Origin of the sequence: Pseudomonas sp. MF6776, assembly GCF_016613125.1 — a bacterium.
Lineage (GTDB): Bacteria > Pseudomonadota > Gammaproteobacteria > Pseudomonadales > Pseudomonadaceae > Aquipseudomonas > Aquipseudomonas iridis.
Genome location: NZ_JAENSQ010000003.1, coordinates 181,039 through 206,372 on the forward strand (window position 1 = coordinate 181,039; position 25,334 = coordinate 206,372).

Annotated in this window: 18 protein-coding genes; 3 read left to right on the top strand and 15 right to left on the bottom strand. The window is 59.4% G+C overall.

From position 1 onward, the window contains the following. Window positions 1–109 precede the first annotated feature (109 nt). The 6 genes from JJD74_RS04655 to JJD74_RS04680 are packed head-to-tail and all read right to left on the bottom strand — an operon-like array spanning window position 110 to window position 6,066. The gene (locus JJD74_RS04655; protein WP_042559890.1) at window positions 110–1,852 is read right to left on the bottom strand and encodes an ABC transporter substrate-binding protein; all 1,743 of its coding nucleotides are present in this window, start codon (window positions 1,850–1,852) and stop codon (window positions 110–112) included. A 48-nt stretch (window positions 1,853–1,900) separates the two neighbouring features. Then, a complete protein-coding gene (locus JJD74_RS04660; RefSeq protein WP_042559891.1) occupies window positions 1,901–2,173 on the bottom strand; it encodes a DUF2160 domain-containing protein in 273 nt (90 codons plus the stop codon). A 10-nt stretch (window positions 2,174–2,183) separates the two neighbouring features. Then, a complete protein-coding gene (locus JJD74_RS04665) occupies window positions 2,184–2,984 on the bottom strand; it encodes a carbohydrate ABC transporter permease (protein ID WP_003232361.1) in 801 nt (266 codons plus the stop codon). A gap of 9 nt (window positions 2,985–2,993) precedes the next feature. Continuing rightward, window positions 2,994–3,860: a carbohydrate ABC transporter permease gene (locus JJD74_RS04670; RefSeq protein WP_042559892.1), complete on the bottom strand. Its 867-nt coding sequence runs from the start codon at window positions 3,858–3,860 to the stop codon at window positions 2,994–2,996. After that, entirely contained in the window at window positions 3,857–4,972 is a 1,116-nt protein-coding gene (locus JJD74_RS04675) for an ABC transporter ATP-binding protein (protein WP_047301953.1), read from the bottom strand. The genes JJD74_RS04670 and JJD74_RS04675 overlap by 4 nt, the downstream gene beginning before the upstream one ends. Continuing rightward, window positions 4,972–6,066 (bottom strand): ABC transporter ATP-binding protein, encoded by a 1,095-nt coding sequence (locus tag JJD74_RS04680; protein WP_200611799.1) that lies wholly within the window; start codon window positions 6,064–6,066, stop codon window positions 4,972–4,974. The genes JJD74_RS04675 and JJD74_RS04680 overlap by 1 nt, the downstream gene beginning before the upstream one ends. Window positions 6,067–6,449: 383 nt before the next feature. Between JJD74_RS04680 and JJD74_RS04685 the strand changes: the two genes are divergently transcribed. Continuing rightward, window positions 6,450–8,288, top strand: coding sequence for a sigma-54-dependent Fis family transcriptional regulator (locus tag JJD74_RS04685; protein WP_200611802.1), 1,839 nt, complete (start codon window positions 6,450–6,452; stop codon window positions 8,286–8,288). 120 nt (window positions 8,289–8,408) lie between these two features. Here JJD74_RS04685 and JJD74_RS04690 read toward each other — a convergent pair whose 3' ends face one another. The 3 genes from JJD74_RS04690 to JJD74_RS04700 form a co-directional block, all read right to left on the bottom strand. Continuing rightward, window positions 8,409–9,617 (bottom strand): MFS transporter, encoded by a 1,209-nt coding sequence (locus JJD74_RS04690; protein ID WP_115147419.1) that lies wholly within the window; start codon window positions 9,615–9,617, stop codon window positions 8,409–8,411. Between the two features lie 448 nt (window positions 9,618–10,065). Beyond that, window positions 10,066–11,448, bottom strand: coding sequence for a cysteine--tRNA ligase (gene cysS, locus JJD74_RS04695; RefSeq protein ID WP_042559897.1), 1,383 nt, complete (start codon window positions 11,446–11,448; stop codon window positions 10,066–10,068). A gap of 21 nt (window positions 11,449–11,469) precedes the next feature. Beyond that, window positions 11,470–13,167 carry a glutamine--tRNA ligase/YqeY domain fusion protein gene (locus JJD74_RS04700; protein WP_042559898.1) on the bottom strand — a complete coding sequence of 566 codons (1,698 nt, stop codon included), beginning with the start codon at window positions 13,165–13,167 and terminating at the stop codon, window positions 11,470–11,472. A 252-nt stretch (window positions 13,168–13,419) separates the two neighbouring features. Between JJD74_RS04700 and JJD74_RS04705 the strand changes: the two genes are divergently transcribed. Beyond that, window positions 13,420–13,926: a peptidylprolyl isomerase gene (locus JJD74_RS04705; RefSeq protein ID WP_042559899.1), complete on the top strand. Its 507-nt coding sequence runs from the start codon at window positions 13,420–13,422 to the stop codon at window positions 13,924–13,926. Then, window positions 13,923–14,675 carry a UDP-2,3-diacylglucosamine diphosphatase gene (gene lpxH, locus JJD74_RS04710; protein ID WP_200611805.1) on the top strand — a complete coding sequence of 251 codons (753 nt, stop codon included), beginning with the start codon at window positions 13,923–13,925 and terminating at the stop codon, window positions 14,673–14,675. The genes JJD74_RS04705 and lpxH overlap by 4 nt, the downstream gene beginning before the upstream one ends. A gap of 125 nt (window positions 14,676–14,800) precedes the next feature. Here the strand turns inward: lpxH and JJD74_RS04715 are convergent, their stop codons facing one another. The 6 genes from JJD74_RS04715 to JJD74_RS04740 all read right to left on the bottom strand — a co-directional run bounded on the left by JJD74_RS04715 (window position 14,801) and on the right by JJD74_RS04740 (window position 25,287). Next, window positions 14,801–16,330, bottom strand: a complete 1,530-nt coding sequence (locus JJD74_RS04715; protein ID WP_115147421.1) for a DHA2 family efflux MFS transporter permease subunit — start codon at window positions 16,328–16,330, stop codon at window positions 14,801–14,803. Window positions 16,331–16,467: 137 nt separating this feature from the next. Beyond that, entirely contained in the window at window positions 16,468–17,670 is a 1,203-nt protein-coding gene (locus tag JJD74_RS04720) for an HlyD family secretion protein (RefSeq protein ID WP_042559902.1), read from the bottom strand. Between the two features lie 15 nt (window positions 17,671–17,685). Next, the gene (locus tag JJD74_RS04725) at window positions 17,686–19,155 is read right to left on the bottom strand and encodes an efflux transporter outer membrane subunit (RefSeq protein ID WP_200611807.1); all 1,470 of its coding nucleotides are present in this window, start codon (window positions 19,153–19,155) and stop codon (window positions 17,686–17,688) included. Continuing rightward, window positions 19,145–19,627 carry a MarR family winged helix-turn-helix transcriptional regulator gene (locus tag JJD74_RS04730; RefSeq protein ID WP_047301963.1) on the bottom strand — a complete coding sequence of 161 codons (483 nt, stop codon included), beginning with the start codon at window positions 19,625–19,627 and terminating at the stop codon, window positions 19,145–19,147. The genes JJD74_RS04725 and JJD74_RS04730 overlap by 11 nt, the downstream gene beginning before the upstream one ends. Before the next feature lie 261 nt (window positions 19,628–19,888). Continuing rightward, a complete protein-coding gene (locus JJD74_RS04735) occupies window positions 19,889–23,563 on the bottom strand; it encodes a translocation/assembly module TamB domain-containing protein (RefSeq protein ID WP_200611809.1) in 3,675 nt (1,224 codons plus the stop codon). Beyond that, window positions 23,560–25,287, bottom strand: a complete 1,728-nt coding sequence (locus tag JJD74_RS04740) for an autotransporter assembly complex protein TamA (protein ID WP_042559906.1) — start codon at window positions 25,285–25,287, stop codon at window positions 23,560–23,562. The genes JJD74_RS04735 and JJD74_RS04740 overlap by 4 nt, the downstream gene beginning before the upstream one ends. Window positions 25,288–25,334 lie beyond the last annotated feature (47 nt).

Here is a 25,334-nt window from a genome sequence, read left to right on the forward strand (position 1 = left end):
GGGAAACACCACTGAAACCTGTGGGAGCGAGCCTGCTCGCGAAAGCTGTGGGTCAGACAGGAAAAAAAACGGCACCTTTCGGTGCCGTTCGCTTTTCACATTTCAGCTTTTACTTGCGCGCATCCGCCCACGATTTGAGCAGTTCGTTGTAGCTCACGGTCTCGCCCTTCGGCTTCTCGTTAGCCAGTTTCGGTTTCGGTGCGCCCGGCTGGTCGAACCAGTATTGCGCGTCGCGTTCCGGGTTCATTTTTGGTGCGCAGGTGGCCTGGGCCTTGGAGCGTTCGAGGCGCGTCATGATCGCGTCCTGATCCTTGGCCAAGCCATCAAGCGCCTGCTGCGGAGTCTTCTCGCCGCTCGCCGCTTCGGCGATGTGGCTCCACCACAGTTGTGCCAGACGTGGATAGTCGGGCACGTTGGTGCCGGTCGGCGACCATTGCACGCGGGCCGGGCTGCGATAGAACTCGACCAGACCACCGAGTTTCGGCGCCAGATCGGTCATGGCCTGCGAGTTGATGTCCGACTCGCGAATCGGTGTCAGACCGACAATGGTTTTCTTCAGCGAAACAGTTTTCGAGGTCACGAACTGCGCGTACAGCCACGCCGCGAGTTTCTGTTTCTCAGGCGTGGATTTCATGAACGTCCACGATCCCACATCCTGATAGCCGAGCTTCATGCCCTCTTCCCAATACGGGCCTTTAGGCGACGGCGCCATGCGCCACTTCGGCGTGCCGTCGGCGTTGACCACCGGCAGGCCGGGTTTGGTCATGTCGGCGGTGAACGCGGTGTACCAGAAGATCTGCTGGGCGATGTTGCCCTGCGATGGCACCGGGCCGGACTCGGAGAAGGTCATGCCCGCGGCTTCCGGTGGCGCGTAGGCCTTGAGCCAGTCGACGTATTTGGTGGTGGCAAACACCGCCGCCGGGCCGTTGGTGTCGCCACCGCGGGTCACGCTGGAGCCGACCGGATGGCAGTCCTCGACGCGAATCCCCCACTCGTCCACCGGCAAACCGTTGGGCAAGCCCTTGTCGCCGCCACCGGCCATGGAGAACCAGGCATCGGTGAAGCGCCAGCCCAGCGACGGGTCTTTCTTGCCGTAGTCCATGTGCCCGTAAACGCGCTTGCCGTCGATTTCCTTGACGTCTTCGCTGAAGAATTTGGCGATGTCTTCATAGGCGGACCAGTTCACCGGTACGCCCAGCTCGTAGCCGTACTTTTCCTTGAACTTGGCTTTCAGGTCGGCACGCTCGAACCAGTCAGCGCGGAACCAGTACAGGTTGGCGAATTGCTGGTCGGGCAGTTGATAGATCTTGCCATCCGGCGCGGTGGTGAACGAGATGCCGATGAAGTCCTTGAGGTCGAGGGTCGGCGAGGTGAAATTCTTGCCTTCGTTGGCCATCAGATCGGTGATCGATTCGGTCTTGCCGTAACGAAAGTGCGTACCGATCAGGTCCGAGTCGTTGACCCAGCCGTCATAAATATTTTTGTCGGACTGCATCACCGTCTGCATCTTTTCCACCACGTCACCTTCTTGCAGCAGGTCGTGGGTGAGCTTGATCCCGGTGATTTCAGTGAAGGCCTTGGCCAGCACTTTCGACTCATATTCGTGGGTGGTCAGGGTCTCGGAAACGACCTTGATGTTCATGCCACGAAACGGCTCGGCCGCCTTGATGAACCACTTCAATTCTTCAAGCTGCTGTTCGGCCGTCAGGGTCGACGGTTTGAATTCGCTGCCGATCCACTTTTTCGCAGCATCTTCGTAGGCATCGGCCCAGGCAGATGCGCTCAAACCGCTGAGTGCCAGCATGGCTGCCAATGAAATGCTATGTCGCAGCTTATTGTTTTTGTCGAACATAGAGACCTCCTGTTTAGGATTTCGGAGCACGATTGCCGATCAATTCGACTAGCCCCAACGCATCACAGCCAACAGCCACACCAGGGACAACGCGGACGCGACCCAGATGCTCCAGTCGGTGGCGCCGATTACCAGCAAATGCAGGTAGGCGCTGCCGAGAAGACCGATAAACAAGCGATCGCCACGGGTGGTGGCAATCGGCAGAAACCCTCGCCGTAGAATGCTCGGCGAACGCAATTCCCAAGTGGTCATGCCCACCAGAATCAGGCCGATGACGATGAAGAATGTCGCTGTGGGGGTGGTCCAACTCATCCATTCCATCATCAGCTCCTCAAACTCGACCGAGGGCAAAGCCCTTGGCCACGTGGTTGCGAACAAACCAGATCACCAGCATGCCGGGCAGAATGGTCAACACCCCCGCCGCCGCCAGCACGCCCCAGTCGATACCGGAGGCCGACACCGTTCGGGTCATTACCGCCGCAATCGGCTTGGCGTTTACCGAGGTCAACGTGCGCGCCAGCAGCAGTTCGACCCAGGAAAACATGAAGCAGAAAAACGCCGTGACGCCGATGCCGGAGCCAATCAGCGGGATGAAAATCTTCACGAAGAATTTCGGGAAACTGTAGCCATCAATGTAGGCGGTTTCGTCGATTTCTTTCGGCACGCCGGACATGAACCCCTCAAGAATCCACACCGCCAACGGTACGTTAAACAAGCAATGCGCCAGCGCCACAGCGATGTGCGTGTCGAACAGACCAATCGACGAATAGAGCTGGAAAAACGGCAACAGGAACACCGCCGGCGGCGCCATGCGGTTGGTCAGCAGCCAGAAAAACAGGTGCTTGTCGCCGAGAAACCGATAGCGTGAAAACGCGTACGCGGCCGGCAACGCCACGCTCAGGGAAATCACCGTGTTCAGGCTGACGTAGTACAACGAATTGAGATAACCGGTGTACCAGCTCGGATCGGTGAAGATCACTTTGTAGTTCGCCAGCGTGAAGTCCTGTGGGAAAAGCGTCAGGCCACCGAGGATTTCGGTGTTGCTCTTGAAGGACATGTTCAGCAGCCAGTAGATCGGCACCAGCAGGAACAGGATGTAGATCAGCAGCGGAATCAGCTTTCTCTTGCTCATGGCCGGGCCTCAGCGGTTGGCGTCGGAGTGCGTCATGGCGGTATAGAACAGCCAGGACACCAACAGGATGATCAGGAAGTACACCAGCGAGAAAGCCGCTGCCGGACCCAGGTCGAATTGGCCTACAGCCATCTGCGTCAACGTCTGACTCAGGAAGGTCGTAGCGTTACCCGGCCCGCCGCCGGTGAGCACGAACGGCTCGGTGTAGATCATGAAACTGTCCATGAAACGCAGCATCACCGCGATCAACAGCACGCTCTTCAGCTTGGGCAACTGAATGTGCCGGAACACCGCCCATCCAGAAGCACGGTCGATGCGCGCGGCCTGGTAATAAACGTCAGGAATCGCCCGTAATCCGGAGAAACACAGCAGCGCCACCAATGAGGTCCAGTGCCAGACATCCATCACCAGCACCGTCACCCAGGCGTCCATGGTGTTGGCCGCGTAGTTGTAACTGATGCCCATGGCGTTGAGGCTGGAACCGAGCAAACCGATGTCGGCACGGCCGAAAATCTGCCAAATGGTGCCGACCACGTTCCACGGGATCAGCAGCGGAATCGCCAGAATGATCAGCACCACCGACGACCAGCGGCCCTTGGTCGGCATGGTCAGGGCGACAGCGATGCCCAGCGGAATTTCGATCAACAGTACGCAAGCCGAGTAGATGAACTGGCGCAGCAGCGAGTCATGCAGACGCGGGTCGAGCAGCACCTGTTTGTACCAGTCTGCGCCGACAAAGTAGCGGCTGGACTGGTCGAAGATGTCCTGCACCGAATAGTTGACCACGGTCATCATCGGGATCACCGCACTGAACGCCACCAGCAGAAACACCGGCAACACCAGCCACCAGGCCTTGTTGTTCTGCACCTTGTTCATGGCTGCACCTCGCTGTTTTCGCTGGCTTCGAGGAGGAATTCGTCGGCATAGACCATCAGCCACTGCGCCGGAAAACTGATGTAGGCCGTGCCCTGCGGCACCGGTTTGTCTTCGGCCAGACGAACTTTCAACGGTGCGCCGTCGAGGTCGAGGGTCATGATCTTGTAAGTGCCGAGGTCTTCGACGTGTACGACCCTGGCCTGCATCGCGTCATCAAACGGCTCGTCCCACACATGAATAAACTCGGGACGGATGCCGACCTTCAGATTTTTCCACTGACCGTGTTCGATATGGCGCTGCAAGCCGTCGGACAACGGCAGGTGCGTCGAGGCGAAACCGACGCCACCGGGCTGCGGTTGCACTTCGATCAGGTTCATCCCCGGGCTGCCGATGAAGTAGCCGACGAAGGTGTGGCTAGGCCGCTCGAACAATTCCCGTGGCGTGCCGAACTGGACGATCTGGCCGCCGTACATCACCGCGATCTTGTCGGCGAAGGTCGAGGCCTCCAGTTGATCGTGGGTGACGTAGACCATGGTGATGTTGAACTGCTCGTGGATCTGCTTGAGCTTGCGCCGCAGCTTCCATTTAAGGTGCGGGTCGATCACCGTCAGCGGCTCATCGAAGAGGATCGCCGAGACGTCATCGCGCACCAGACCACGGCCCATGGAGACTTTCTGTTTTTCGTCAGCGGTGAGGTTGCGCGCCTTCTTGCTCAGCAGGTTTTGCAGGTCGAGCACTTCGGCGATTTCCTGCACCTTGCTGTGCACTTTCGCCTCGGCCATGCCCTGATTGCGCAGGGGGAACGCGAGGTTGTCGAACACGGTCATGGTGTCGTAGACCACCGGAAACTGGAAAACCTGAGCAATGTTGCGCTTCTCCGGCGTGAGGTCGTTGACCGCTTTGCCGTCAAACAGCACATGTCCTTGCGAGGGACTGAGCAGACCGGAAATGATGTTGAGCAACGTCGATTTACCGCAACCCGACGGCCCGAGCAGCGCATAGGCCCCACCCTGTTCCCAGACGTGATCCATCTCGCGGATCGCATAATCCTCCGCGCCGCTCGGGGTTTTGCTGTAGCTGTGGGCGAGGTGTTGCAAGCGGATTTCGGCCATCAGGCAACCCTCGCGACACGCCGGCCCGGTGCTTGCACCAGACGGCCCTGCGCATCGAAGACAAACAGTTTATGGGTCGGGATATAGATGCGGATCGGCGCATCGACGTCGTATTCGTGGACACCCGGCAGGTGCAGCACCAGCAGGAAATGTTCGTTGCGCACGTGCAGAAAAGTTTCCGAACCACTGATCTCGGCGACTTCGACGGTGACCGCCAACTCAAGGTCGTCATCGTTGCTCGGCACCAGCGAGATATGGCTGGGGCGCACGCCAAAGCGGAACTCGCCCTCGCCCACCGGACGCAGATCGACGTTCAACGGGAAGTGCACGAAATTGGCGAAGCTGACTTCGTTGCCGGCAATCCGCCCGGGCATCAGGTTGATCGGTGGCTCGGAGAACAATTCGGCGGCGAGCACCGTTTGCGGCTGGTGATACACCTCGGTCGACGGCCCGCTCTGAACCACCCGGCCTTCGTGAAGAATCGTCGTGGTGCCGCCCAGCGCCAGGGCTTCGTTGGGTTCGGTGGTGGCATAGATGGCGATGGTGTGGCGCAACTTGAACAGCTCGCGCATTTCCTGACGCAGTTCCTCGCGCAGTTTGTAGTCGAGGTTGACCAGCGGCTCATCGAACAGAATCAGTTCGGCATCCTTGACCAGCGCCCGCGCCATGGCAGTGCGTTGTTGCTGACCACCCGAGAGCTCCAGCGGATAACGCTGCAAGAACTTCTCGATGCGCAACATTCGCGCGGTTTCCTGCACCCGGCTGTGGATGATCTCTTTCGAGACACCGGCCTGGCGCAGTGGCGAGGCGATGTTCTCGAACACGGTCATGGTCGGGTAATTGATGAACTGCTGATAGACCATCGACACGTTGCGCAAGCGCACCGGGCGTTGCGTGACGTCGACGCCGTTCATCAGCACGCGGCCGCTGTCTGGCTTGTCGAGGCCGGCCATCAGGCGCATCAGGCTGGTTTTGCCGGACAGAGTGCGGCCGAGCAATACGTTGAACGAACCGGGTTCGAATTTCAGGCAGGCATCATCGATCCAGATCTGGCCCTCGACGGTGCGGCTGACGTGCTCCAGGGTGAGTGACATGGCTCGGCCTTTTTTATTTTTGGAGTCAAGCGACCTGTGCACTGGAGCGACTTTCGTGCCAAAAATGGCAAGCTGTTGATTTGTCGTGAAAATCGCTGAAAACGTCGCCAAGAGGCATTCAATGCTGAACACATTTGAACAGTTGGACGATTGACAATGAACAATAGTGAACAACACTCTATGGATGCTTTTTGCCCGATCCTGAATACGATTTAGATCCCTGTGGGAGCGAGCCTGCTCGCGAAGGCGGCGTGTCATTCAACGAATTTATTGACTGGCCCGGCGCTTTCGCGAGCAGGCTCGCTCCCACAGGGGATGCCTGTAGTCCTCAGGATTTGGGTTCATAACAATAATAAAAATCGCTGCATCAGAGGCTGACCGCCATGGCCGCACCTGCCCCGCCGTTGTCCCACGACGCGATCGTCCAGAGTTCCTGGCAACGCTGTCGCGCGTTCGGTCTTGACCACCAGAGCACCCCGGCTTTCGATCAACTGCCTGCCGCGAGCATTGCGCGGCTACTCGACAGTCAACATTCGTTGGTGCAGACCACCCACCAGGAAGTGCTGCCCTATTACGAGAACATCCTCAGCAATTCCAATTGCCTGATCATGCTCGCCGATAACCAGGGCCAGGTGCTGACCTCGTGGGGCACGCAACGCTTTATCGAGCCGAATCTGGCGCGGGGTTTTCAGGCCGGGGCGAGCTGGATGGAGCGCTGCAGCGGCACCAATGCCATCGGCACGGCGCTGGCCTGTGAGCAGGCCGTGCATATCGAACACGACGAACACTTTCTTAAAGCCAACCGCTTCATGACCGGTTCCGCTGCGCCGATTTTCGACGCCGAGCGCAAGGTGATTGCGGTGCTCGACGTCTCCAGCGACAGCTATCTGCCGCCGTCGCACACACTGGGCATGGTCAAGATGATGAGCCAGACCGTGGAGAACCGGCTGATCCTCAACCTGTTCCACGGCCAGCACTTTCAACTGACCTTCAACACCGGGTTGAACAACCTCGACAGTCAGTGGGCAGGGTTGTTGATCTTTGATGAGAGCGGCCAGGTGTTGTCGGCCAATCGCCGGGCGGACAATCTGCTCGGCGTGCGTTTGTCGCGGGTGAGCGTCGAAAGCCTGTTCAAGGTGTCGTTGCTGGAGTTGATCAATCAGCCAGACGGTTTGCCGTTTGCGTTGCAGACCTCGGGGCGCAACCGGTTTCAGTGCTTGTTGAAGCGGCCGAAACAGGCACCGGTTCAGGCACGGGTTTTCACTGCAGAAGCTAAACCCGTCGTTTCAACGACGATCAGTCTCAACACCCTGCACTTCGGCGACAGCCGCGTGGAAAAAGCCGTTCGGCAAGCAGAACGGCTGTTGGAAAAAGACATCCCCTTGCTGATCCACGGCGAAACCGGCGTCGGCAAAGAGGTGTTCGTCAAAGCCCTGCATCAGGCCAGCACCCGCAGCAAACAAGCGTTTATCGCCGTCAACTGCGCAGCGATCCCCGCCGAACTGGTCGAATCCGAGCTGTTTGGCTACGAGAAAGGCGCGTTCACGGGTGCCAACCAGAAAGGCAGCATCGGCCTGATCCGCAAGGCTGACAAAGGCACGTTGTTCCTCGATGAAATCGGCGACATGCCGCTGCCCACTCAGGCGCGGTTGTTGCGGGTGTTGCAGGAGCGCTGCGTGCAACCGGTGGGCAGCAGTGAGTTGTTCCCGGTGGATCTGCGGATTATCTCGGCGACTAACCGCTCGTTGCGCGAGCAGGTGCAACTGGGACGGTTCCGCGAGGATTTGTATTACCGCATTGGTGGCCTGACGCTGGAACTGCCGCCGCTGCGCGAGCGCAGTGATAAACAAGCGCTATTTAAACGGCTTTGGGAGCAACATCGAGAGCCGACGCAGTGGGCGGGTTTGAGCCCAGAGGTGCTGGAATTATTCGACAAGCATCCGTGGCCAGGGAATCTGCGCCAGGTCAGTAGCGTGATGCAGGTGGCACTGGCCATGGCTGAAGAGCAACCGGTGCGGGCGGAACATTTGCCGGATGATTTCTTTGTCGATCTGGAGATGGAGCCGGTTGCGAGCGCGCAGCCGTTGGGGTTGGATTTGAATGATGTTGAAGCGTTGAATCGGGAGTTGAAAGCAGCCGGGGGGAATATTTCGCATCTGGCGCGGCGGCTGGGGGTTAGTCGCAATACGCTTTACAAGCGGTTGCGGCAGTTGGGCGGTTAACAGCGAAGATCAAAAGATCGCAGCCTGCGGCAGCTCCTACACGGTGTACGCAATGCCACTGTAGGAGTTGCCGAAGGCTGCGATCTTTTGACTTTGAAAGCTCTATAAAAGCAGTGCGCATTACGAATACGCCGACTCAATATTTGTCGTTGAAGCAGCAGCCAACGTACGCAACCCAATCAACACAACCACCATCATCATCACCCCCGCACCAATCGCCACGCCGAACCCCGCACGCGCGCCATAAGCATCAATCACCGGCCCCGCGAGCATGCCCCCAAGCGCTACGCCAATGCTGATGCCAGTGGTCATCCACGTCAGCCCTTCTGTCATCCTGGACGCAGGGATGATGATCGTCCCCAACTTCATGACCACGACCATGGTGGGCGCAAACGATATGCCCGCGATAAACAGCATCGCTGACAGGACATAAACATCTGTTGCGAAAACCGGCAATACGCCCGTGATTGCCGTGACCAATATGCCGATAAAGAACTGTTTTTCTATCGGCAAGGTTAGCCGCAACGCACCGAACGTCAGACCCGCCACCAGCGAGCCCAACGCATAGGCGGCGAGGATGAAGGTGGCAGACGCTGGCCAGCCTTGATCATTGGCAAAAGCCACGACGGCGACATCGATGGCGCCGCCAATGGCCCCCATCGCCAACAACGCAAGGACAATGGTGCGAACGCCGGGAATCAGCAAAGTGGAACCGGTGTTGCTGCGGTTGCCGACGACCACTTTCGGTTCGGTCTGACGCTGCATGAGAAACGCCGTCACCCCGATGGCCAGCAGCCCGACCGCAACCAGTGGCCCGGCTTCGGCGAAGAAGGTCACGCTCAAACCGATCGCCAGTGGCGGGCCGATGATATACGCGAGTTCGGTCAGGACCGTGTCCAGTGAGAACGCCGTGTGCAACTGCGGCTTGCCGCGGAACAACTGCGTCCAGCGTGCCCTGATCATGGACGGCATGCTGGGCATCGTCCCCGCCAGTGCCGCCAGAACAAAAAACAAGGCGGCAGGAGCCCTCATGTAGACGGCGAAGATCAGCGCCAGCAGCATGACCACACTGAATGCCGTGACGATGGGCAGCACTCGACTCTGGCCACGCTGATCAACGAATCTCGAAATGACCGGGCCGAGCAGCGCATTGGCCAGGGTGAACGTCCCGGCGACGGCGCCGGCCAGCCAGTAGACACCGGTTTGCTGGACCAGCATGGTGATGATGCCGATGCCGATCATTGCTTGTGGCAGTCGGGCAATAGAGCTCGCGAGCACTAACCCGGTGGCGCCGGGTGTCGTGAACAGTTCGCGATAGTGATTGGCCATGGTTCCTCCATTTATTCGTCGCTGAGCTGCATCCTGCGGAACGCGCTGCCGCCCATGTTGGCGGAGTCAGACATCAAGACCTACGCGTAGAGCAAAAGCAACCCCCTCACCCCAGCCCTCTCACGGAGGGAGAGGGAGCCGACCGAGGTGTCTGACGTTTTACATCGACCTGAAAAAACCAGTCGATTATGGATTCAAAGCAGCACGTTCAAGTCGGCGCATCTTTTAAACATCCCCCAATCAGTCCCCTCTCCCTCCGGGAGAGGGTTGGGTGAGGGGCTCTTCTTCGTGACAGGTCGAGGGTTGGAGGCACAGATCAAAAGATCGCAGCCTTCGGCAGCTCCTACAGGATCGCGCTCGATGTAGGAGCTGCCGAAGGCTGCGATCTTTTGATTCTAAAAAACAAAAACCCGCACAAGGCGGGTTTTGTTTGTAACAGGTATGGCAATCAGTCAGCCAGACGCCAGGTAGTCCCACCCTTACCGTCTTCCAACACCACACCCATCGCGGTGAGCTGGTCACGAATACGGTCGGACTCAGCCCAATCCTTACCCGCCCGTGCCGCCAGACGCGCAGCAATCAGCGCGTCGACTTCAGCCGCGTCAACACGCCCTTCGGCGCCAGCCTGCAGGAAGTCGTCGGCTTCGAGTTGCAACACACCCAGCACGCTGGCCAGTTCTTTCAAACGGGCAGCCAGACCGGCCGCTGCATCAAGATCGCTCTCGCGCAAACGGTTGATCTCACGCACCATCTCGAACAGCACCGCGCAGGCTTCCGGCGTGCCGAAGTCGTCGTTCATCACCGTGGTGAAACGTTCGACAAACGCTTCGCCGCCGGCAGGCGCCACGTTCGGCAGGCCTTTCAACGCGTGGTAGAAACGCTCGAGTGCGCTTTTGGCGTCCTTGAGGTTGTCTTCCGAGTAGTTGATCGCGCTGCGGTAGTGGCTCGATACCAGCAGGTAACGCACGACTTCCGGGTGGTACTTTTCCAGCACGTCGCGAATGGTGAAGAAGTTGTTCAAGGACTTGGACATCTTCTCGCCATTGATGCGAATCATGCCGCAATGCATCCACGCGTTGGCGTAGGTCTTGCCGGTGGCCGCTTCGCTCTGGGCGATTTCGTTTTCGTGATGCGGGAACTCGAGGTCGCTGCCGCCGCCATGAATATCGAAAGTCTCACCGAGGCAGCACGTCGACATCACCGAGCATTCGATGTGCCAGCCCGGACGCCCGTCGCCCCACGGCGATGCCCAGCTCGGCTCGCCCGGCTTGACGCCTTTCCACAGCACGAAGTCCAGCGGATCTTCCTTCGCTTCGTCAACTTCGATCCGCGCACCGATGCGCAGGTCTTCGATCTTCTTGCGCGACAGCTTGCCGTAGCCCATGAACTTGCCGACGCGGTAGTACACGTCGCCATTGCCCGGGGCGTAGGCATAGCCCTTGTCGATCAGGGTCTGGATCATGGCGTGCATGCCCGGAATGTGATCCGTGGCGCGCGGTTCCATGTCCGGCTTCTTGATGTTCAGGCGCGCTTCGTCTTCATGCATCGCGGCGATCATGCGCTCGGTCAACGCTTCGAACGATTCGCCATTCTCGTTGGCACGATTGATGATCTTGTCGTCAATGTCGGTGATATTGCGCACGTAAGTCAGGTCGTAACCGCTGAACCGCAACCAGCGGGTCACCAGGTCAAACGCGACCATGCTGCGACCGTGGCCCAGGTGGCAGTAGTCGTACACGGTCATCCCGCAGACGTACATGCGCACCTTGTTGCCATCGAGCGGCTTGAAGACTTCTTTGCTCTTGGTGAGCGTGTTGTAAATCGTAAGCACGTTGGTTTCCTTGACGCTAAATCACTGGCCCCACGAATCACGCAGGGTCACGGTACGGTTGAATACCGGCTGACCTGGTTTCGAGTCCTTGATATCGGCAACGAAGTAGCCTTCGCGCTCGAACTGGAAACGGTCTTCCGGCTGTGCATTGCCAAGCGATGGCTCAGCACGACAACCGGTCAGCACTTGCAGCGAATCAGGGTTGATGTTGTCGAGGAAACTGGCGCTGTCTTCGGCCTTCTCCGGGTTGGCCGAACGGAACAGACGATCGTACAGACGCACTTCGCACTCGATGCTGGCGGCGGCCGGCACCCAGTGGATCACGCCTTTGACCTTGCGGCCTTCCGGGTTCTTGCCCAGGGTTTCGGGGTCGTAGGAGCAACGCAGCTCGACGATGTTGCCGTCGGCGTCCTTGATTGCTTCGTCGGCGCGGATCACATAGCTGCCGCGCAGACGCACTTCGCCGCCCGATTCCAGACGCTTGTAGCCCTTCGGCGGCTCTTCCATGAAGTCTTCACGGTCGATGTAGATTTCCCGGGCGAACGGCAGAGCGCGCACGCCCATGTCTTCTTTCGGATGGCGCGGCAGTTCGAGGTTCTCGACCTGGCCTTCCGGGTAGTTGGTGATCACGACTTTGAGCGGACGCAGCACGCACATGGCACGCGGGGCGCTGTGATCGAGGTCGTCACGGATGCTGAATTCGAGCATGCCGAAGTCGACCACGCCGTCGGAACGGTTGGTGCCGATCATTTCGCAGAAGTTGCGGATCGATTTCGGCGTATAGCCACGACGACGGAAGCCCGACAGCGTGGACATGCGCGGATCGTCCCAGCCATTGACGTGCTTTTCATCGACCAGTTGCTTGAGCTTGCGCTTGCTGGTGATGGTGTAGTTGAGGTTCAGGCGGCTGAACTCGTACTGACGCGGGTGCGCCGGCACTGGCAGCGCATCGAGGAACCACTCGTACAGCGGACGATGGCTTTCGAATTCCAGGGTGCAGATCGAGTGGGTGATGCCTTCGATGGCGTCCGACTGACCGTGGGTGAAGTCGTAGTTCGGGTAGATGCACCACTTGTCACCGGTCTGATGGTGATGGGCGTGGCGGATGCGGTACATGATCGGGTCGCGCAGGTTCATGTTCGGCGAGGCCATGTCGATCTTGGCACGCAGCACACGGGCGCCGTCCGGGAACTCACCGGCGCGCATGCGGGCGAACCAGTCGAGGTTCTCTTCAACCGAACGGTCACGGAACGGGCTGTTCTTGCCCGGCTCGGTCAGGCTGCCACGGTATTCCTTGGCTTGCTCGGGTGTCAGGTCGTCGACGTAGGCCTTGCCGGCCTTGATCAGCTCGACGGCCCAGTCGTGCAACTGGTCGAAATACTGCGAGGCGTAGCGCACTTCGCCGGACCATTCAAAGCCCAGCCATTTGACGTCGCTTTCGATCGCGTCGATGTATTCCTGATCTTCCTTGGCCGGGTTGGTGTCGTCGAAACGCAGGTGCGTGACGCCGCCGAACTCCTGGGCCAGGCCGAAGTTCACGCAGATCGACTTGGCGTGGCCGATGTGCAGGTAGCCGTTGGGCTCAGGCGGGAAACGGGTGATGATCTTGGTGTGCTTGCCCGAGTCCAGGTCTGCCTGGATGATCGGCCGCAGGAAGTTGACCGGCACGGCGGGGCCGGACTTGGCATTCGAGGTAGGGTCGACAGTGGGCTTGCTCATAGGATCCTTGACTTACATGTGCGCGGCCGCAGAAGAGGGGCCAGACAAAACAAAGCCGCTATCATAGCCGATGCTGTCAAGGGGCTGACAGAGCAGGCCCTATAAAGGCGTGCATTTAATCGCACGGAAATGAAAAACTGCCTCGAAATTCACGCCTGTCACGCTAAACTGCGCACCTCGGCCTTCAAGGGCTGAACCGGTAAAGGGTGCAAATGGCCCATACCCACGAATTCCTTATAAAGAGTAGCGATCATGACTCAAGTAAAACTGACCACTAACTTCGGTGACATCGTCATCGAGCTGAACGAAGAAAAAGCCCCGATCACCGCGGCCAACTTCATCGAATACGTTAAAAAAGGTCACTACGAGAACGTCGTGTTCCACCGTGTGATCAAAGGTTTCATGATCCAGGGCGGCGGTTTCGAGCCTGGCATGAAGGAAAAGAAAGACAAGAGCCCAAGCATTCAGAACGAAGCTGACAACGGTCTGAAGAACGAGAAGTACACCCTGGCCATGGCTCGCACCATGGACCCGCATTCGGCATCGGCACAGTTCTTCATCAACGCCACCGACAACGGCTTCCTCAACCACACCGCCAAGACCGCTCAGGGTTGGGGTTACGCGGTATTCGGTAAAGTGGTTGCGGGCTTCGACGTTGTCGACAAGATCGAAGGCGTTTCCACCACGTCCAAGGCAGGTCACCAGGACGTACCAGCAGACGACGTGATCATCGAGAAAGCCGAGATCATCGAAGCGTGATATTGCTGATTTCAGACTTGCATCTGGAAGAGGAGCGCCCGGACATAACCCGGGCGTTTCTGGATTTGCTCGCCGGACGCGCCCGCTCGGCGAGTGCGTTGTACATTCTGGGCGACTTCTTCGAAGCGTGGATTGGCGACGATGCCATGACACCTTTCCAGCGTTCCATCTGCCAGGCCCTGCGCGAATTAAGTGACAGCGGCACGGCGATATTTCTGATGCACGGCAATCGCGACTTCATGCTCGGCAAGGCCTTTTGCAAACAGGCCGGCTGCACATTATTGAAGGACCCGAGTGTCGTGCAGTTTTACGGCGAGTCAGTGCTGTTGATGCACGGCGACAGCCTCTGCACCCGCGACGTCGGCTATATGAAGCTGCGTCGTTATCTGCGCAATCCGGTCACCCTGTTTGTCCTGCGGCACCTGCCACTGCGCACTCGCCATAAACTGGCGCGCAAACTGCGCAGCGAGAGCCGGGCGCAGACGCGGATGAAGGCCAATGACATCGTCGATGTCACGCCCGAGGAGATTCCGCGGATCATGCAGGCATTTGGCGTAAAGACCCTGATTCACGGCCACACCCATCGTCCGGCGATCCACAAGCTGCAACTTGGTGAGCAGGCGGCGAAGCGGATTGTGCTGGGTGATTGGGATCGTCAGGGCTGGGCGTTGCAGGTGGATGAGAACGGGTATGCATTGGCGCCGTTCGACTTTGCCCCGCCTCCTGCCCTGCCCGCCCCCGCAATCTAAAGACCGAACAAAAAACCAATGTGGGAGCGAGCCTGCTCGCGAAAGCGGTGTATCAGACACCTCAGTGTTGAATGACACACTGCATTCGCGAGCAGGCTCGCTCCCACATTGGATGGTGTTGCAGATCAGTGGCCGGAAGCAGCCGGCCCCGCCTTCGCCGCAAACGGCGGCTTCGCCAGCCACACAATCAATATCAACCCCATAAAGCCCCAACCCAACAGCGTGAAGTAATCCACGGTGGAGAGCATGTACGCCTGACTGGTCAGGATCTGATCCATATGCGCATAAGCCGGCTGACTGGCGCCGCCCAATGAGTTCAGCATCTCACGCGTTGTCGGCTCATATGTGCTGATACTTTCGCTCATGTACGCATGATGCTGATCCGCGCGGCGAATCCAGATCCATGTGGTCAGCGACGCCGCGAAGCTGCCGCCCAAAGTGCGCAGGAACGTCGCAAGGCCTGCGCCGTCAGCGATCTGGCTTGGCGGCAGGTCGGACATCAAGATACTCAACGTCGGCATGAAGAACAGCGCCACACCAATGCCCATGAACAGTTGCACCAGCGCAATGTGCTGGAAGTCCACCTCGTTGGTAAACCCGGCGCGCATGAAGCAGCTCAGGCCAATCGCCAGAAACGCCAGCCCGGCCAGCAAGCGCAGGTCGAACTTGTTCGCGTACTTGCCGACAAAGGGCGACAGCAGCACCGGCAGAATGCCGATCGGTGCCACAGCCAACCCGGCCCATGTCGCGGTGTAGCCCATCTGGGTTTGCAGCCATTGCGGCAGGATCAGGTTGATACCGAAGAACCCGGCGTAACCCAACACCAGCACAATCGTGCCGATGCGGAAGTTGCGATGGGCGAACAGGCGCAGATTGACCACCGGGTGCTGATCGGTCATTTCCCAGATCACGAACACCGCTAGCGCAACCACCGAAATCGCCGCACCGATGATGATGAAGTTCGACTCGAACCAGTCCAGGTCATTGCCCTTGTCGAGGATGACCTGCAACGCGCCGACACCGATGATCAGCGAGATCAGCCCGACGTAATCCATCGGCTGGCGACTGGTCACCACCGGACGCTTGGCCAGTTGCGAACGCACCACCATCACCGCAAAAATGCCGATCGGCACGTTGATGAAGAAGATCCACGGCCAGCTATAACTGTCGGTGATCCAGCCACCGAGGATCGGCCCGGCAATCGGCGCGACCACCGTGACCATCGCCAATAACGCGAGCGCCATCCCCCGTTTAGCGGGGGGATAAACAGCGATCAACAATGTTTGTGTCATCGGGTACAGCGGCCCGGCGACCAGACCTTGCAGCACACGGAAACCGATCAGTTCCGGCATCGACGTCGAGATACCGCAAAGGAACGACGCCAGTACAAACAGAATGGTCGCCCAGAGAAACAGCTTCACCTCGCCGAACCGGCGGCTGAGCCAACCGGTCAGCGGCAGTGCAATCGCGTTGCTGACGGCGAACGAGGTGATCACCCAGGTGCCCTGCTCCGAACTCACGCCGAGGTTGCCGGAAATCGTCGGCAGCGCCACGTTGGCGATGGTGGTGTCGAGCACTTGCATGAACGTCGCCAGCGACAGGCCGATGGTGCTGAGCAACAGGCTGGGCGGCGTAAAAGAGGCGTTATTGCTCATCGTGAATCCTTTGAAACCAGGTTGACGCCGTGCCCTTTCTGGGAGCGAGCCTGCTCGCGAAAGCGGTGTGTCAGACAACTTCCAAGTTGAATGTCAGTCAGCATTCGCGAGCAGGCTCGCTCCCACAGGGGAAAGATTCAGCGTTGTGCGGTTTTGCTGGCCGCGGCGCTGTTGTCGTGGATCAGCCGCGCAATCATCGCGTCAGCTTCGGCCAGTTGGCGGTCGTAGACATTGGTGCTGAACGAGGCCTTTTGCGGCGGCTGCTGGGCCAGTACCGGGCCGCTCTGGTCGTGCAGATTGACCTCGACGTTGGTCGACAGACCGACACGTAGCGGATGCTTGGCCAGTTCTTCAGCGTTGATGTGAATCCGTACCGGTACACGCTGGACGATCTTGATCCAGTTACCGGTGGCGTTCTGCGCAGGCAACAGGGCAAACGCGCTGCCAGTGCCGGCGCCGAGGCTGTCGATGGTGCCGCTGTATTTCACGTCGCTGCCGTAGATGTCGGATTCGATGTCCACCGGCTGGCCGATGCGCATGTCACGCAACTGGGTTTCCTTGAAGTTGGCGTCGATCCACAGCTGATCCAGCGGGATCACCGCCATCAACGCCGTGCCCGGTTGCACACGCTGACCGAGCTGCACGGTGCGTTTGGCGACGTAACCGGTGACCGGTGCAATCAAGGTGCTGCGGGCATTGGTCAGATAGGCCTGACGCAGATCGGCGGCGGCCGACATCACGTCCGGATGCGACGAAACCACGGTGTCGTCGACCAGTGCGCTGGTGGTTTTCAGTTGCTGCTTAGCGTTGGCCAGGGCGTTTTGTGCCGAGGTCAGGTCATCGCGAGCGTGGGACAGTTCTTCCTGGGAAATCGCCCCGCCCGAAGCAAGACTCTTGCGGCGGTTGTAGTTGTCCTGGGCTTTCTGCACTTCAGCTTGCTGGGCGTTGACCTGGGCTTTCATGCCATCGACGTTGCTGTACAAGCCACGCACCTGACGCACAGTGCGCGCCAGTTTCGCCTGAGCACTTTGCAGGCCGACTTCAGCGTCGTTGGGGTCGAAGTTGATCAGCACCTGACCTTCGTGAACCAGATCGCCATCGTCAGCACCAATGCTGACCACAGTGCCGGTCACCAGCGGGGTGATTTCAACGACGTTGCCGTTGACGTAGGCGTCGTCGGTGCTTTCACTCCAGCGCCCGATGAATTCGTGATACGCCCAGACGCCGGCGATGGCGAGGATCACCACGACGGCCAACGTCAGCAGCATCACTTTACGTTTGCGCGGGTTGCCGGTGTCCGGGGTGTTGTCTTGAGCTTGAGTGTTTTCGGCAGTGGCCATGACAAATACCTTGAATTAGTTGTGCGGCGTGGCTGGGCGGGCGTTGGCTGCGGTCAGGGTTTGCCCCTGGAAGCCGCCGCCCAGCGCTTGCATCAGTTGAATCGACAGGTCGATCTGCTCGGCATTGAGGTTGGCCAACTGACGTTGGGCCTGGAGCAATTGCTGCTCGATGCTGAGCACGTCCAGGTAGTTGCCGATGCCGGAACCGTAACGCTGGACGACGGTGTTGTAAGAGTCCTGCGCAATGGCGGTGGCGTGTTGCTGCGCACCGATCTGCCGGCCGATGTCACGCAACTGGTTGATCGCGTCGCTGACATCGCCGAGTGCTTTCACCAGACTTTTGTTGTACTGCGCCACCGCCAGATCGTAATCGGCGTCGCGCGCATCGAGGTTGGCGCGCAGGCGTCCACCGTCAAAGATCGGCACCGAAATGGTCGGGGCTATGTTGAAGAAGCGACTGGCCGAACCGAACATCGCATCACCCAACAACGATTCCGCACCGGCCGAGGCCGTGAGGTTCAGGTTGGGATAGAACCGGGTTTTCGCCGAGTCGATGTCTTTGCTCGCGGCTTCCACGCGCCAGCGGGCCGCGACCAGATCCGGACGACGACCGAGCAGCTCCGCCGGCAACACCGACGGTACGGCGACGGCGCTGGCCTGCAGGATTTTCGGTCGGGCGATTTCGTTGCCGCGATCCGGGCCTTTGCCGAGTAGCACCGCCAAAGCGATTTTCGCGCTGTTCAGACGTTTTTCGGCATCGATCAGACTGGCTTCGGAGCTGGCCTCAAGGCTTTGGGTTTGCTGGAACTGGTACTGACTGTCGATGCCGGCACTCAAGCGGCGCTGGCTCAGTTCGAGCATCTGCTTGGTGCGTTTGAGGTCTTCGTTGGCCAGGTCATAAACGATGTGCGCCTGCCCCAGATCGCTGTAAGCGCGGGCGACGTCGGCAGCGAGGGTCAACTGCGCAGCCTGACGGTCGACTTCGGCGGCACGGGCCTCACCGAGTGCGGCTTCCCACGCATCACGCTGGCCGCCCCACAGGTCGAAGTTGTAATTGAAGCCGGCGCTGACGTTACGCACGGTGGAATAGGCATCGCCCTGCCCTCGCGGATCCTGATCCTTGGCCAGGCGCGAGCGGCTGATGCCGGCGCTGGCGTCCAGCGTCGGATAACGTTCGGCATCGGCGGCATACGCGGCGGCGCTGGCCTGATGGGCGCGGGCTTCAGCGATCTGCATGTCGGGGCTGTCGTGCAGGGCTTCGCGGATCAAGCCGTCGAGTTGCGGATCGCCGAGGCTGGTCCACCAATCGCTTTTCGGCCAGGCCGCCGGCGACAGCGTGACGCCATTGAGCGACTGACCGACTTTGAGGCTTTTCGCATCGAGGCTCTGACCTTGAGTGTCGAGGCCGCTGTAGTTGGCGCAACCGGCGAGAATCATCGCCGACAGCACCAAAGTGAGGCTGCTGCGCAAGGTTTTACCGCTCATTGTGTTCACCTAACCGCTGGATAGTGATCGGGTCACCGGCTGCCAGCAGAATTTTTTTGAGGATGTATTCCAGGGTTTTCAACTCGTCCGGAGTGACGGCGCCGGCCAGTTCATTCATCGCATCGGCGCCGATGTGCGGCAGGCGATCGGCCAGTTGCTGGCCTTGTTCGGTCAGTTTCAGTTGCACCTGACGGCGATCGCCTTCGCTGCGTTGGCGAACCAGAAAGCCTTTCTGCTCCAGACGATCGAGCATGCGCGTCATCGAACCGCTGTCGAGCGACAAGTGCCGGCACAGCTCGGCCGGCGTATCGACGCCGTACTGGGCCATGATGATCAACACCTTGAACTGCGCGGCAGTGATGCCGTGGGGTTCCATGTGGGTGTCGATGATCCGGTCCTTGAGCAGCGCAGCACGGCCAAGCAACAGGCCGAGATGGCAGTGTTTGAATTCGTCCGGGGTGAAATGCTTCATTTGCTCACCTAATAACTGCCTAGGCAGTGAATGTATGTCAAGATGTTACTGCCTAGGCAGCGAATGTCAACGAAATCGTTAGCAGGCTAGGTAATTAGCTGACAAATGGGCGGGGGTTTTGCGTTGCGCACTCGGACGCCATCGCTGGCAAGCCAGCTCCCACAGGGTCCTTGCCGGGCACACCATTCAGGTGTGCCAGAGAGACTTGTGGGAGCTGGCTTGCCAGCGATTGAAGCGACTCGGTTCAGGTGAAAGCGCGACCTAGAAATCGCGCTTGTAGAAGATATCCAGCGAACTGGCTACGCCACTGGCGACTTCGACGTAAACCTTCTTGCTCAGTTTGTACCGCAGGGCAATGGTGCTGGCCGGTTCAAATACGCCGACGCCATAACGCAGGCTGAGCTTCTCGGAGATATTGCCGCTGGCCACCACACTGGTGGCGTCGCCACTGCCTTGGGTGTCGAGCTGGAAGTCTTGAATGCCGAGGTCTTTGGCCAGACCGCTGGTCACTCCGGAACTGCCCATCAAACCCAGGCCCAACGCCGCTTGCGCGAGCATGTTGTTGTCTTCACCGCTGGTGCTCAACGGGCGGCCGAGCACCAGATAGGACAACGCCTGCTCCTGGCTCATCGCCGGCTCCGAGAAGATCTGCGTGGTCGGTTGTTCCGCGCTGCCGCTCAGGCGAATACCGGCGATCACGTCGTCAGTCTGGCGAATCGCTTCGATATCCAGATACGGCTGATCGATGGGACCGGCGAACAGCAGACGCGCACGCCGCACCGTCAGGCGCTGACCGTAGGCGCGGTAACGCCCGTCGTTGAGCCAGAGTTCGCCGCGAGTGTCCATGTTGTCACCGATGTGAACCTGCCCTTGCAGATTGGCGGTCAGGCCAAAACCGGCGAAGCTCAACTTGTCTTGCCCGACCACCACGTCGATGTCCATTTTCATGGCTATGGGTGGTTTGCCCTGTTCGGTCTGCGCGCCGACGATGATCGTGTCATCGGAGACTTTCACCGTCGATGGCGGCAATTCACGCACGGTGATTTCGCCTTTGGGCACCAGCACTTTGCCGGCAATTTTCAGCTCATCGCCGGCCATGGAAATCTTCAGGTCCGGCGCCACTTCGAGCTTGGCGTAGGGTTCGACGCTGACCGGCAATTGCGTACCCTTGAGGGCCAAATCCACCACCAGCGCCTGGCCCCAGGTGATGTTGCCGTTCAGGTTGCCCTGCCCGCTCTTGCCGCTTTTCCAGCCACCGTCCAGACGCACCGACTCACCGGCAATCATCGCTTTGACTTGCAGATCCTGCAGTTCCATCGGCAACTCGGCGCCGGACACTTCGCCATCACTGAGTTGCACGGTGCCGTTGACCAGGGGGGCGAGCAGGCCACCGGAGATCGTGCCGCTGCCGTTGAGGCGCCCGGTGAGTTTCTCGACCATTGGCACAAACGGACGCGCCACGGACAGGTCCAGCCCGGTCAGGCGGAACGAGCCGCTCAGCGGTTTGTTTTTCGGCAGCGGATTGAGCTGCGCCTGCACCATCAGCTCGCCAAGTTTGCCGCCGACGAAGTTGAGGTCCGTGTCGATGCGTTTCGGGGTCAATTTACTGGTGAGTTTCAGTGTCTGGTACGGAAAGTCGAGCCACTGATCCTTCTCACGCATACGCAAGGTGCCGCCGCTGGCGTCGATGCTGACCACGCCATTGGGGCCGCTGGCCGGCAGGTCCAGTTGCAGATCGGCATTGAGCTTGCCTTGCCAGGCGAAGTCTTTCGGCAACCACTGCGCGAGGCTTTCAATCGGGAATTGCTTGAGGTGGTATCGCAGTTTTGGCTCGGGCATCAGCCGTTGATCTTCACCGCAGAAGCTGGCGCTGCCGGACACCCAGCAATGGGCGCCGAAATTGATTTTGCCGTCCGCCAGGCGCTCGAGCCTGGCCGGGTTTTGCAGTTTCCAATCCTGGCCGCCGGCCTGAATATCGCCGCTGGCCAGGCGCCCGCGCCAGTTGCCCTTGTCCAGATTGCCGTCCAGGCCAAGGGCCAGTTTCAGTTTCGGCCCAAGCAGGTCGAGATTGAGTTTCTGGCTCTTGATGTCGCCTTGGGCGCTGGCGGTCAGGGTGCCCAAATTCGTTTCGCCGGCCTGAATGCCGCTGCCTTTCAGATCGATCTTCGCTCGCTGTGCGCTGTCGAGGGTGGCGTCGAGATTGAGGCCTTGCAGGCGATTATCCTGAAAGGCCAGTTGCGAACCTTGCAGACCGAGCTTGCCTTGCGGTGCTTTCAATGTGCCGGCGACGTTGACCTGACCGTTGATCTGCCCACGCAGTTCTGGCCACAGCTGGGCCAGACGCGACAACTTGATGTCGATCTGCCCGGTGAGTTTCTGTTGCAGGCTGCCCTTGCCGCTGATGCTGTTGTCGCCGAGGCGGATTTGCAGGGCATTCAGATTCCATAGTTCGCCAGCGCCGTCGGCCTTGGCCTGGAGGATCGCCGGTTGGCCGCGCAGTTTGCCTTTGAGGTCGAGATCGGCAGTCAGGCTCAAGCGCTCGTTCTTCATTTCGCCTTGGCTTTTCAACGGCCCCGCCAGGGTGCCCGGCAGTTCTGCAACCCAATACGCCGGGTTGAGCGCCGACAGATCCAGCGCCGCGTCCCAGGCAATGCCGTCAGCAAACTGCACGTTAACGTGCCCTTCGGCCTTGCCCTGCCCGGCCTCCATTTTCAATTGCGGCAAAGCGATCTGTTCAAGGCTGCCGCTGAACGGACTGCTCAGGCTGAATGCGCCCGCCGGGCCATCCAGCGCAGCGGCGAAATTACCGATGTACTGACCGTCGGTGTAAGACACTTCGCCATTGAAAGTACGCAAGGCGACTTGCGGCTCGTCGATTTCGTTGTAGAGCCGATGCCACGGGAAGTCTTGCCAATTGATGTTGGCTTGAGCCGTGATGCCTTTGCTCCAGTCGACGCTGCCAGTCAGCTTGAGGCTCTGCTGGTCGTTGGCGGTCAGGTCGAGGCCGGCGATTTGCGCGCCACTGGCGTCGACCTTGCCTTTGAGCAACAACGCCACCGGGCCTTTATCGGCCGGCAGCGTGGCGTTGCCAAGCAACTGGTAACCGTTCTTCAGGTCGCCCTCGCCGGTCAATACCAGTTGATTGAGTTGCAGGGTATCCGGCAGATCAGCGCTCGGTTTGAACGCCTCAGAAGTGATACGCACCTTGGCCGGCAGGTTTTCCGCCAGCGGTTGCAGTTCGCCGCTCAACTGACCGTCCAGGTAGCCACGACTGTCGGCGTGCAGGTTCAGGGTCTTCAACAGATCGCCGTCGATTTTCAACGCCAGCGTCCAGGGATCGGTGCCCGGAGACGGCAGGGTCAGATCCCCTGCAATGTTCAGCGGCCAGTTACCGGTGGGCTGGAGCAATCCGGACAGGTTCAGGCTCAACTCATCGCGTTGCAATTTAACGCTATCGATCTGCAAGCCTTTAGCGGTCCAGTGGGCCGCCAGTTGCAGGCCTTTGAGTTGTTCGCTGCCGTTGAACAGCAAACTGCCAACCTGCACATCACCCAGTTCGAGACCCAGCGGCAATTGCAGATCCGGCAATTTGATCGGGCCGCTTTCGGTGGTTTCTTCACTCGGCGGGAATTGCAAAACAACCCGATCAGCCTTGAGTTGATCGATGCATAGCGTCATACGCGTCAGGCACAGCGGCGACCAGGCGAAGATTGCCTGGTCCAGTTCGACCCGGCTGCTGTCTTGCTGCCAGACAAGATGATCGGCGCTCCATTGCCCGCCGAGGCGACCCTGGAAATTCTCCGTGCTCAAGCCCGGCACCAAACCCAGCGCCCAGCGGCTACCGGAGTTGGTTCCGAGTACGACGGCCACACTCAATACGATCAAGAACACCAACGCCAACAACGTCAGTGCGGTAATTTTCAAACCACGCTTCACAGCTCAGGCCCCATGGAAAAGTGCAGCCGGATGCCGCCATCGTCGTCCAGCGCATGGGCCAGGTCGAGGCGTATCGGCCCTACCGGCGAGACCCAGCGCACACCGATACCGACCCCGGTCTTGAGGTTCGGCAGTTCGAGTTTGTTGAAAGAGTTGCCCTGATCGACGAAGGTCGCGACCCGCCATTTCTCGGCGACGGAGTATTGATATTCAACACTGCCGGCAACCATGTAGCGGCCACCGATGCGGTCGCCATCGGAGTTTTCCGGGGACAGGCTCTGGTAGTCGTAACCGCGCACGCTCTGATCGCCACCGGCAAAGAAGCGCAGCGACGGCGGGACCGATTTGTAACCGTTGGTGGCGCTGCCGCCGACCTGCACACGACCGAGCAGACGGTGTTTGTCGAACACCGTGGTCAAGCCCTTGACCAGCGCGGTGCCATATAAAAGGTTGGTGTCGGAGCCGACGCCTTCCTTCGCGACTTTGCTTTCAAAGGTCAGGCGATAACCGTTGTGCGGGTCGATGCGGTTGTCACTTTTCAGGTACGAGTAACTGATGCCGGGCATCAGCAAGGTACTCAAGCCCGAGTCGTCGCCAAGCTCGTATTCCTCGCGCTGCCATTTCAGCGAGATCACCCGTTGCCAGCCGCTGGGCAACTTGCTGTGCCATTCCGGGCCGAAGGTCAGCAGTTTGCTGAGCGTGTCGGAACCTTCGATGTCTTCGAATTGATAACCGCCGGCCCAACGCAATTTGTCGGTCAGCGGCGGGTCGAGCGGGATGTCGTAGAACAGCCCGACGTTCTGCCGCGGCGCCGAGAGTTCGGCTTCCCAGCCATAGCTGTCGCCCTGCGGATTGACCCAGTGGCGCGTCCAGTTGGCTTTGATCCGTGGGCCGACGTCGGTCGAATAACCGAGACCCAGGCCCATGGTGCGCGGCTTGCGCGTATCGAGTTTGACGTCCACCGGGATCACGTCATTTTTTGCGGCAGTCGGCGCGGCGTCGACGCGCACGCCTTCGAAATAGCCACTCGATTGCAGATCGCGGTTGAGTTCGGCGATCAGTTCGGAGTCGTAAGGCTCGCCCGGTTTAAATGGCACCATGCGTTGCAGCAAGTCTTCGTCGAACGGCGTATCACCTTCGAAACTGACTTTGCCCAGCGCGTAACGCGGGCCGCTTTCATAAATAAGTTCGACATCGGCGACGCCTGCGCGCGGGTCGACCAAGAGTTTTTGACTGGTGAAATGGCCACTGAAATAACCGAAGCGCGAGGCCTGATTCTGGATCAGTCGCTTGGCGTCTTCGTAGCGACCATGGTTGAGCACCGCGCCGGGCTTGAGCACGTCGGCTTTCGGTACACGAAAGGATTTAAAGGAGGCAGCCGGGCCGTCGACACGGATGGTGACGTTGCGCAGGCGAATCGGCTCGCCGGGATCGATGTTCAGCACCAGGCGCGGCTTGTCACCGCCCTTCACGTCGCTGTCGATCTGCGGCTGGTAGTAGCCCAACGCCTGGGCCGCCTTGCGCGCCTGCTCTTCGGCACCACGACTGAAGCGCAGCAAGGCTTCTTCGTCGCGGTCACCGAGGCTGCCGATATAGCCTTCTATATTGGCCTTGAGTTCATCGTTGGACGGTTTGATCCGCACATCCAATTCACTTTGCGCCAGCGCCGCGCAGCTGGATAACAGCATGAGCACGCCACTGGTAAATCTTCCTGGAAAATTCATAGGCGCGGATGCTATCACGAGCTTGAGAGCCTGATAGAACCTGACTT

What these genes read in the sequence shown, in the direction of transcription:
- JJD74_RS04655 (WP_042559890.1), bottom strand. Translation starts at nt 1,852, where the DNA reads ATGTTCGACAAAAACAATAAGCTGCGACATAGCATTTCATTGGCAGCC.
- JJD74_RS04660 (WP_042559891.1), bottom strand. Translation starts at nt 2,173, where the DNA reads ATGGAATGGATGAGTTGGACCACCCCCACAGCGACATTCTTCATCGTC.
- JJD74_RS04665 (WP_003232361.1), bottom strand. Translation starts at nt 2,984, where the DNA reads ATGAGCAAGAGAAAGCTGATTCCGCTGCTGATCTACATCCTGTTCCTG.
- JJD74_RS04670 (WP_042559892.1), bottom strand. Translation starts at nt 3,860, where the DNA reads ATGAACAAGGTGCAGAACAACAAGGCCTGGTGGCTGGTGTTGCCGGTG.
- JJD74_RS04675 (WP_047301953.1), bottom strand. Translation starts at nt 4,972, where the DNA reads ATGGCCGAAATCCGCTTGCAACACCTCGCCCACAGCTACAGCAAAACC.
- JJD74_RS04680 (WP_200611799.1), bottom strand. Translation starts at nt 6,066, where the DNA reads ATGTCACTCACCCTGGAGCACGTCAGCCGCACCGTCGAGGGCCAGATC.
- JJD74_RS04685 (WP_200611802.1), top strand. Translation starts at nt 6,450, where the DNA reads ATGGCCGCACCTGCCCCGCCGTTGTCCCACGACGCGATCGTCCAGAGT.
- JJD74_RS04690 (WP_115147419.1), bottom strand. Translation starts at nt 9,617, where the DNA reads ATGGCCAATCACTATCGCGAACTGTTCACGACACCCGGCGCCACCGGG.
- JJD74_RS04700 (WP_042559898.1), bottom strand. Translation starts at nt 13,167, where the DNA reads ATGAGCAAGCCCACTGTCGACCCTACCTCGAATGCCAAGTCCGGCCCC.
- JJD74_RS04705 (WP_042559899.1), top strand. Translation starts at nt 13,420, where the DNA reads ATGACTCAAGTAAAACTGACCACTAACTTCGGTGACATCGTCATCGAG.
- JJD74_RS04715 (WP_115147421.1), bottom strand. Translation starts at nt 16,330, where the DNA reads ATGAGCAATAACGCCTCTTTTACGCCGCCCAGCCTGTTGCTCAGCACC.
- JJD74_RS04720 (WP_042559902.1), bottom strand. Translation starts at nt 17,670, where the DNA reads ATGGCCACTGCCGAAAACACTCAAGCTCAAGACAACACCCCGGACACC.
- JJD74_RS04725 (WP_200611807.1), bottom strand. Translation starts at nt 19,155, where the DNA reads ATGAGCGGTAAAACCTTGCGCAGCAGCCTCACTTTGGTGCTGTCGGCG.
- JJD74_RS04730 (WP_047301963.1), bottom strand. Translation starts at nt 19,627, where the DNA reads ATGAAGCATTTCACCCCGGACGAATTCAAACACTGCCATCTCGGCCTG.
- JJD74_RS04740 (WP_042559906.1), bottom strand. Translation starts at nt 25,287, where the DNA reads ATGAATTTTCCAGGAAGATTTACCAGTGGCGTGCTCATGCTGTTATCC.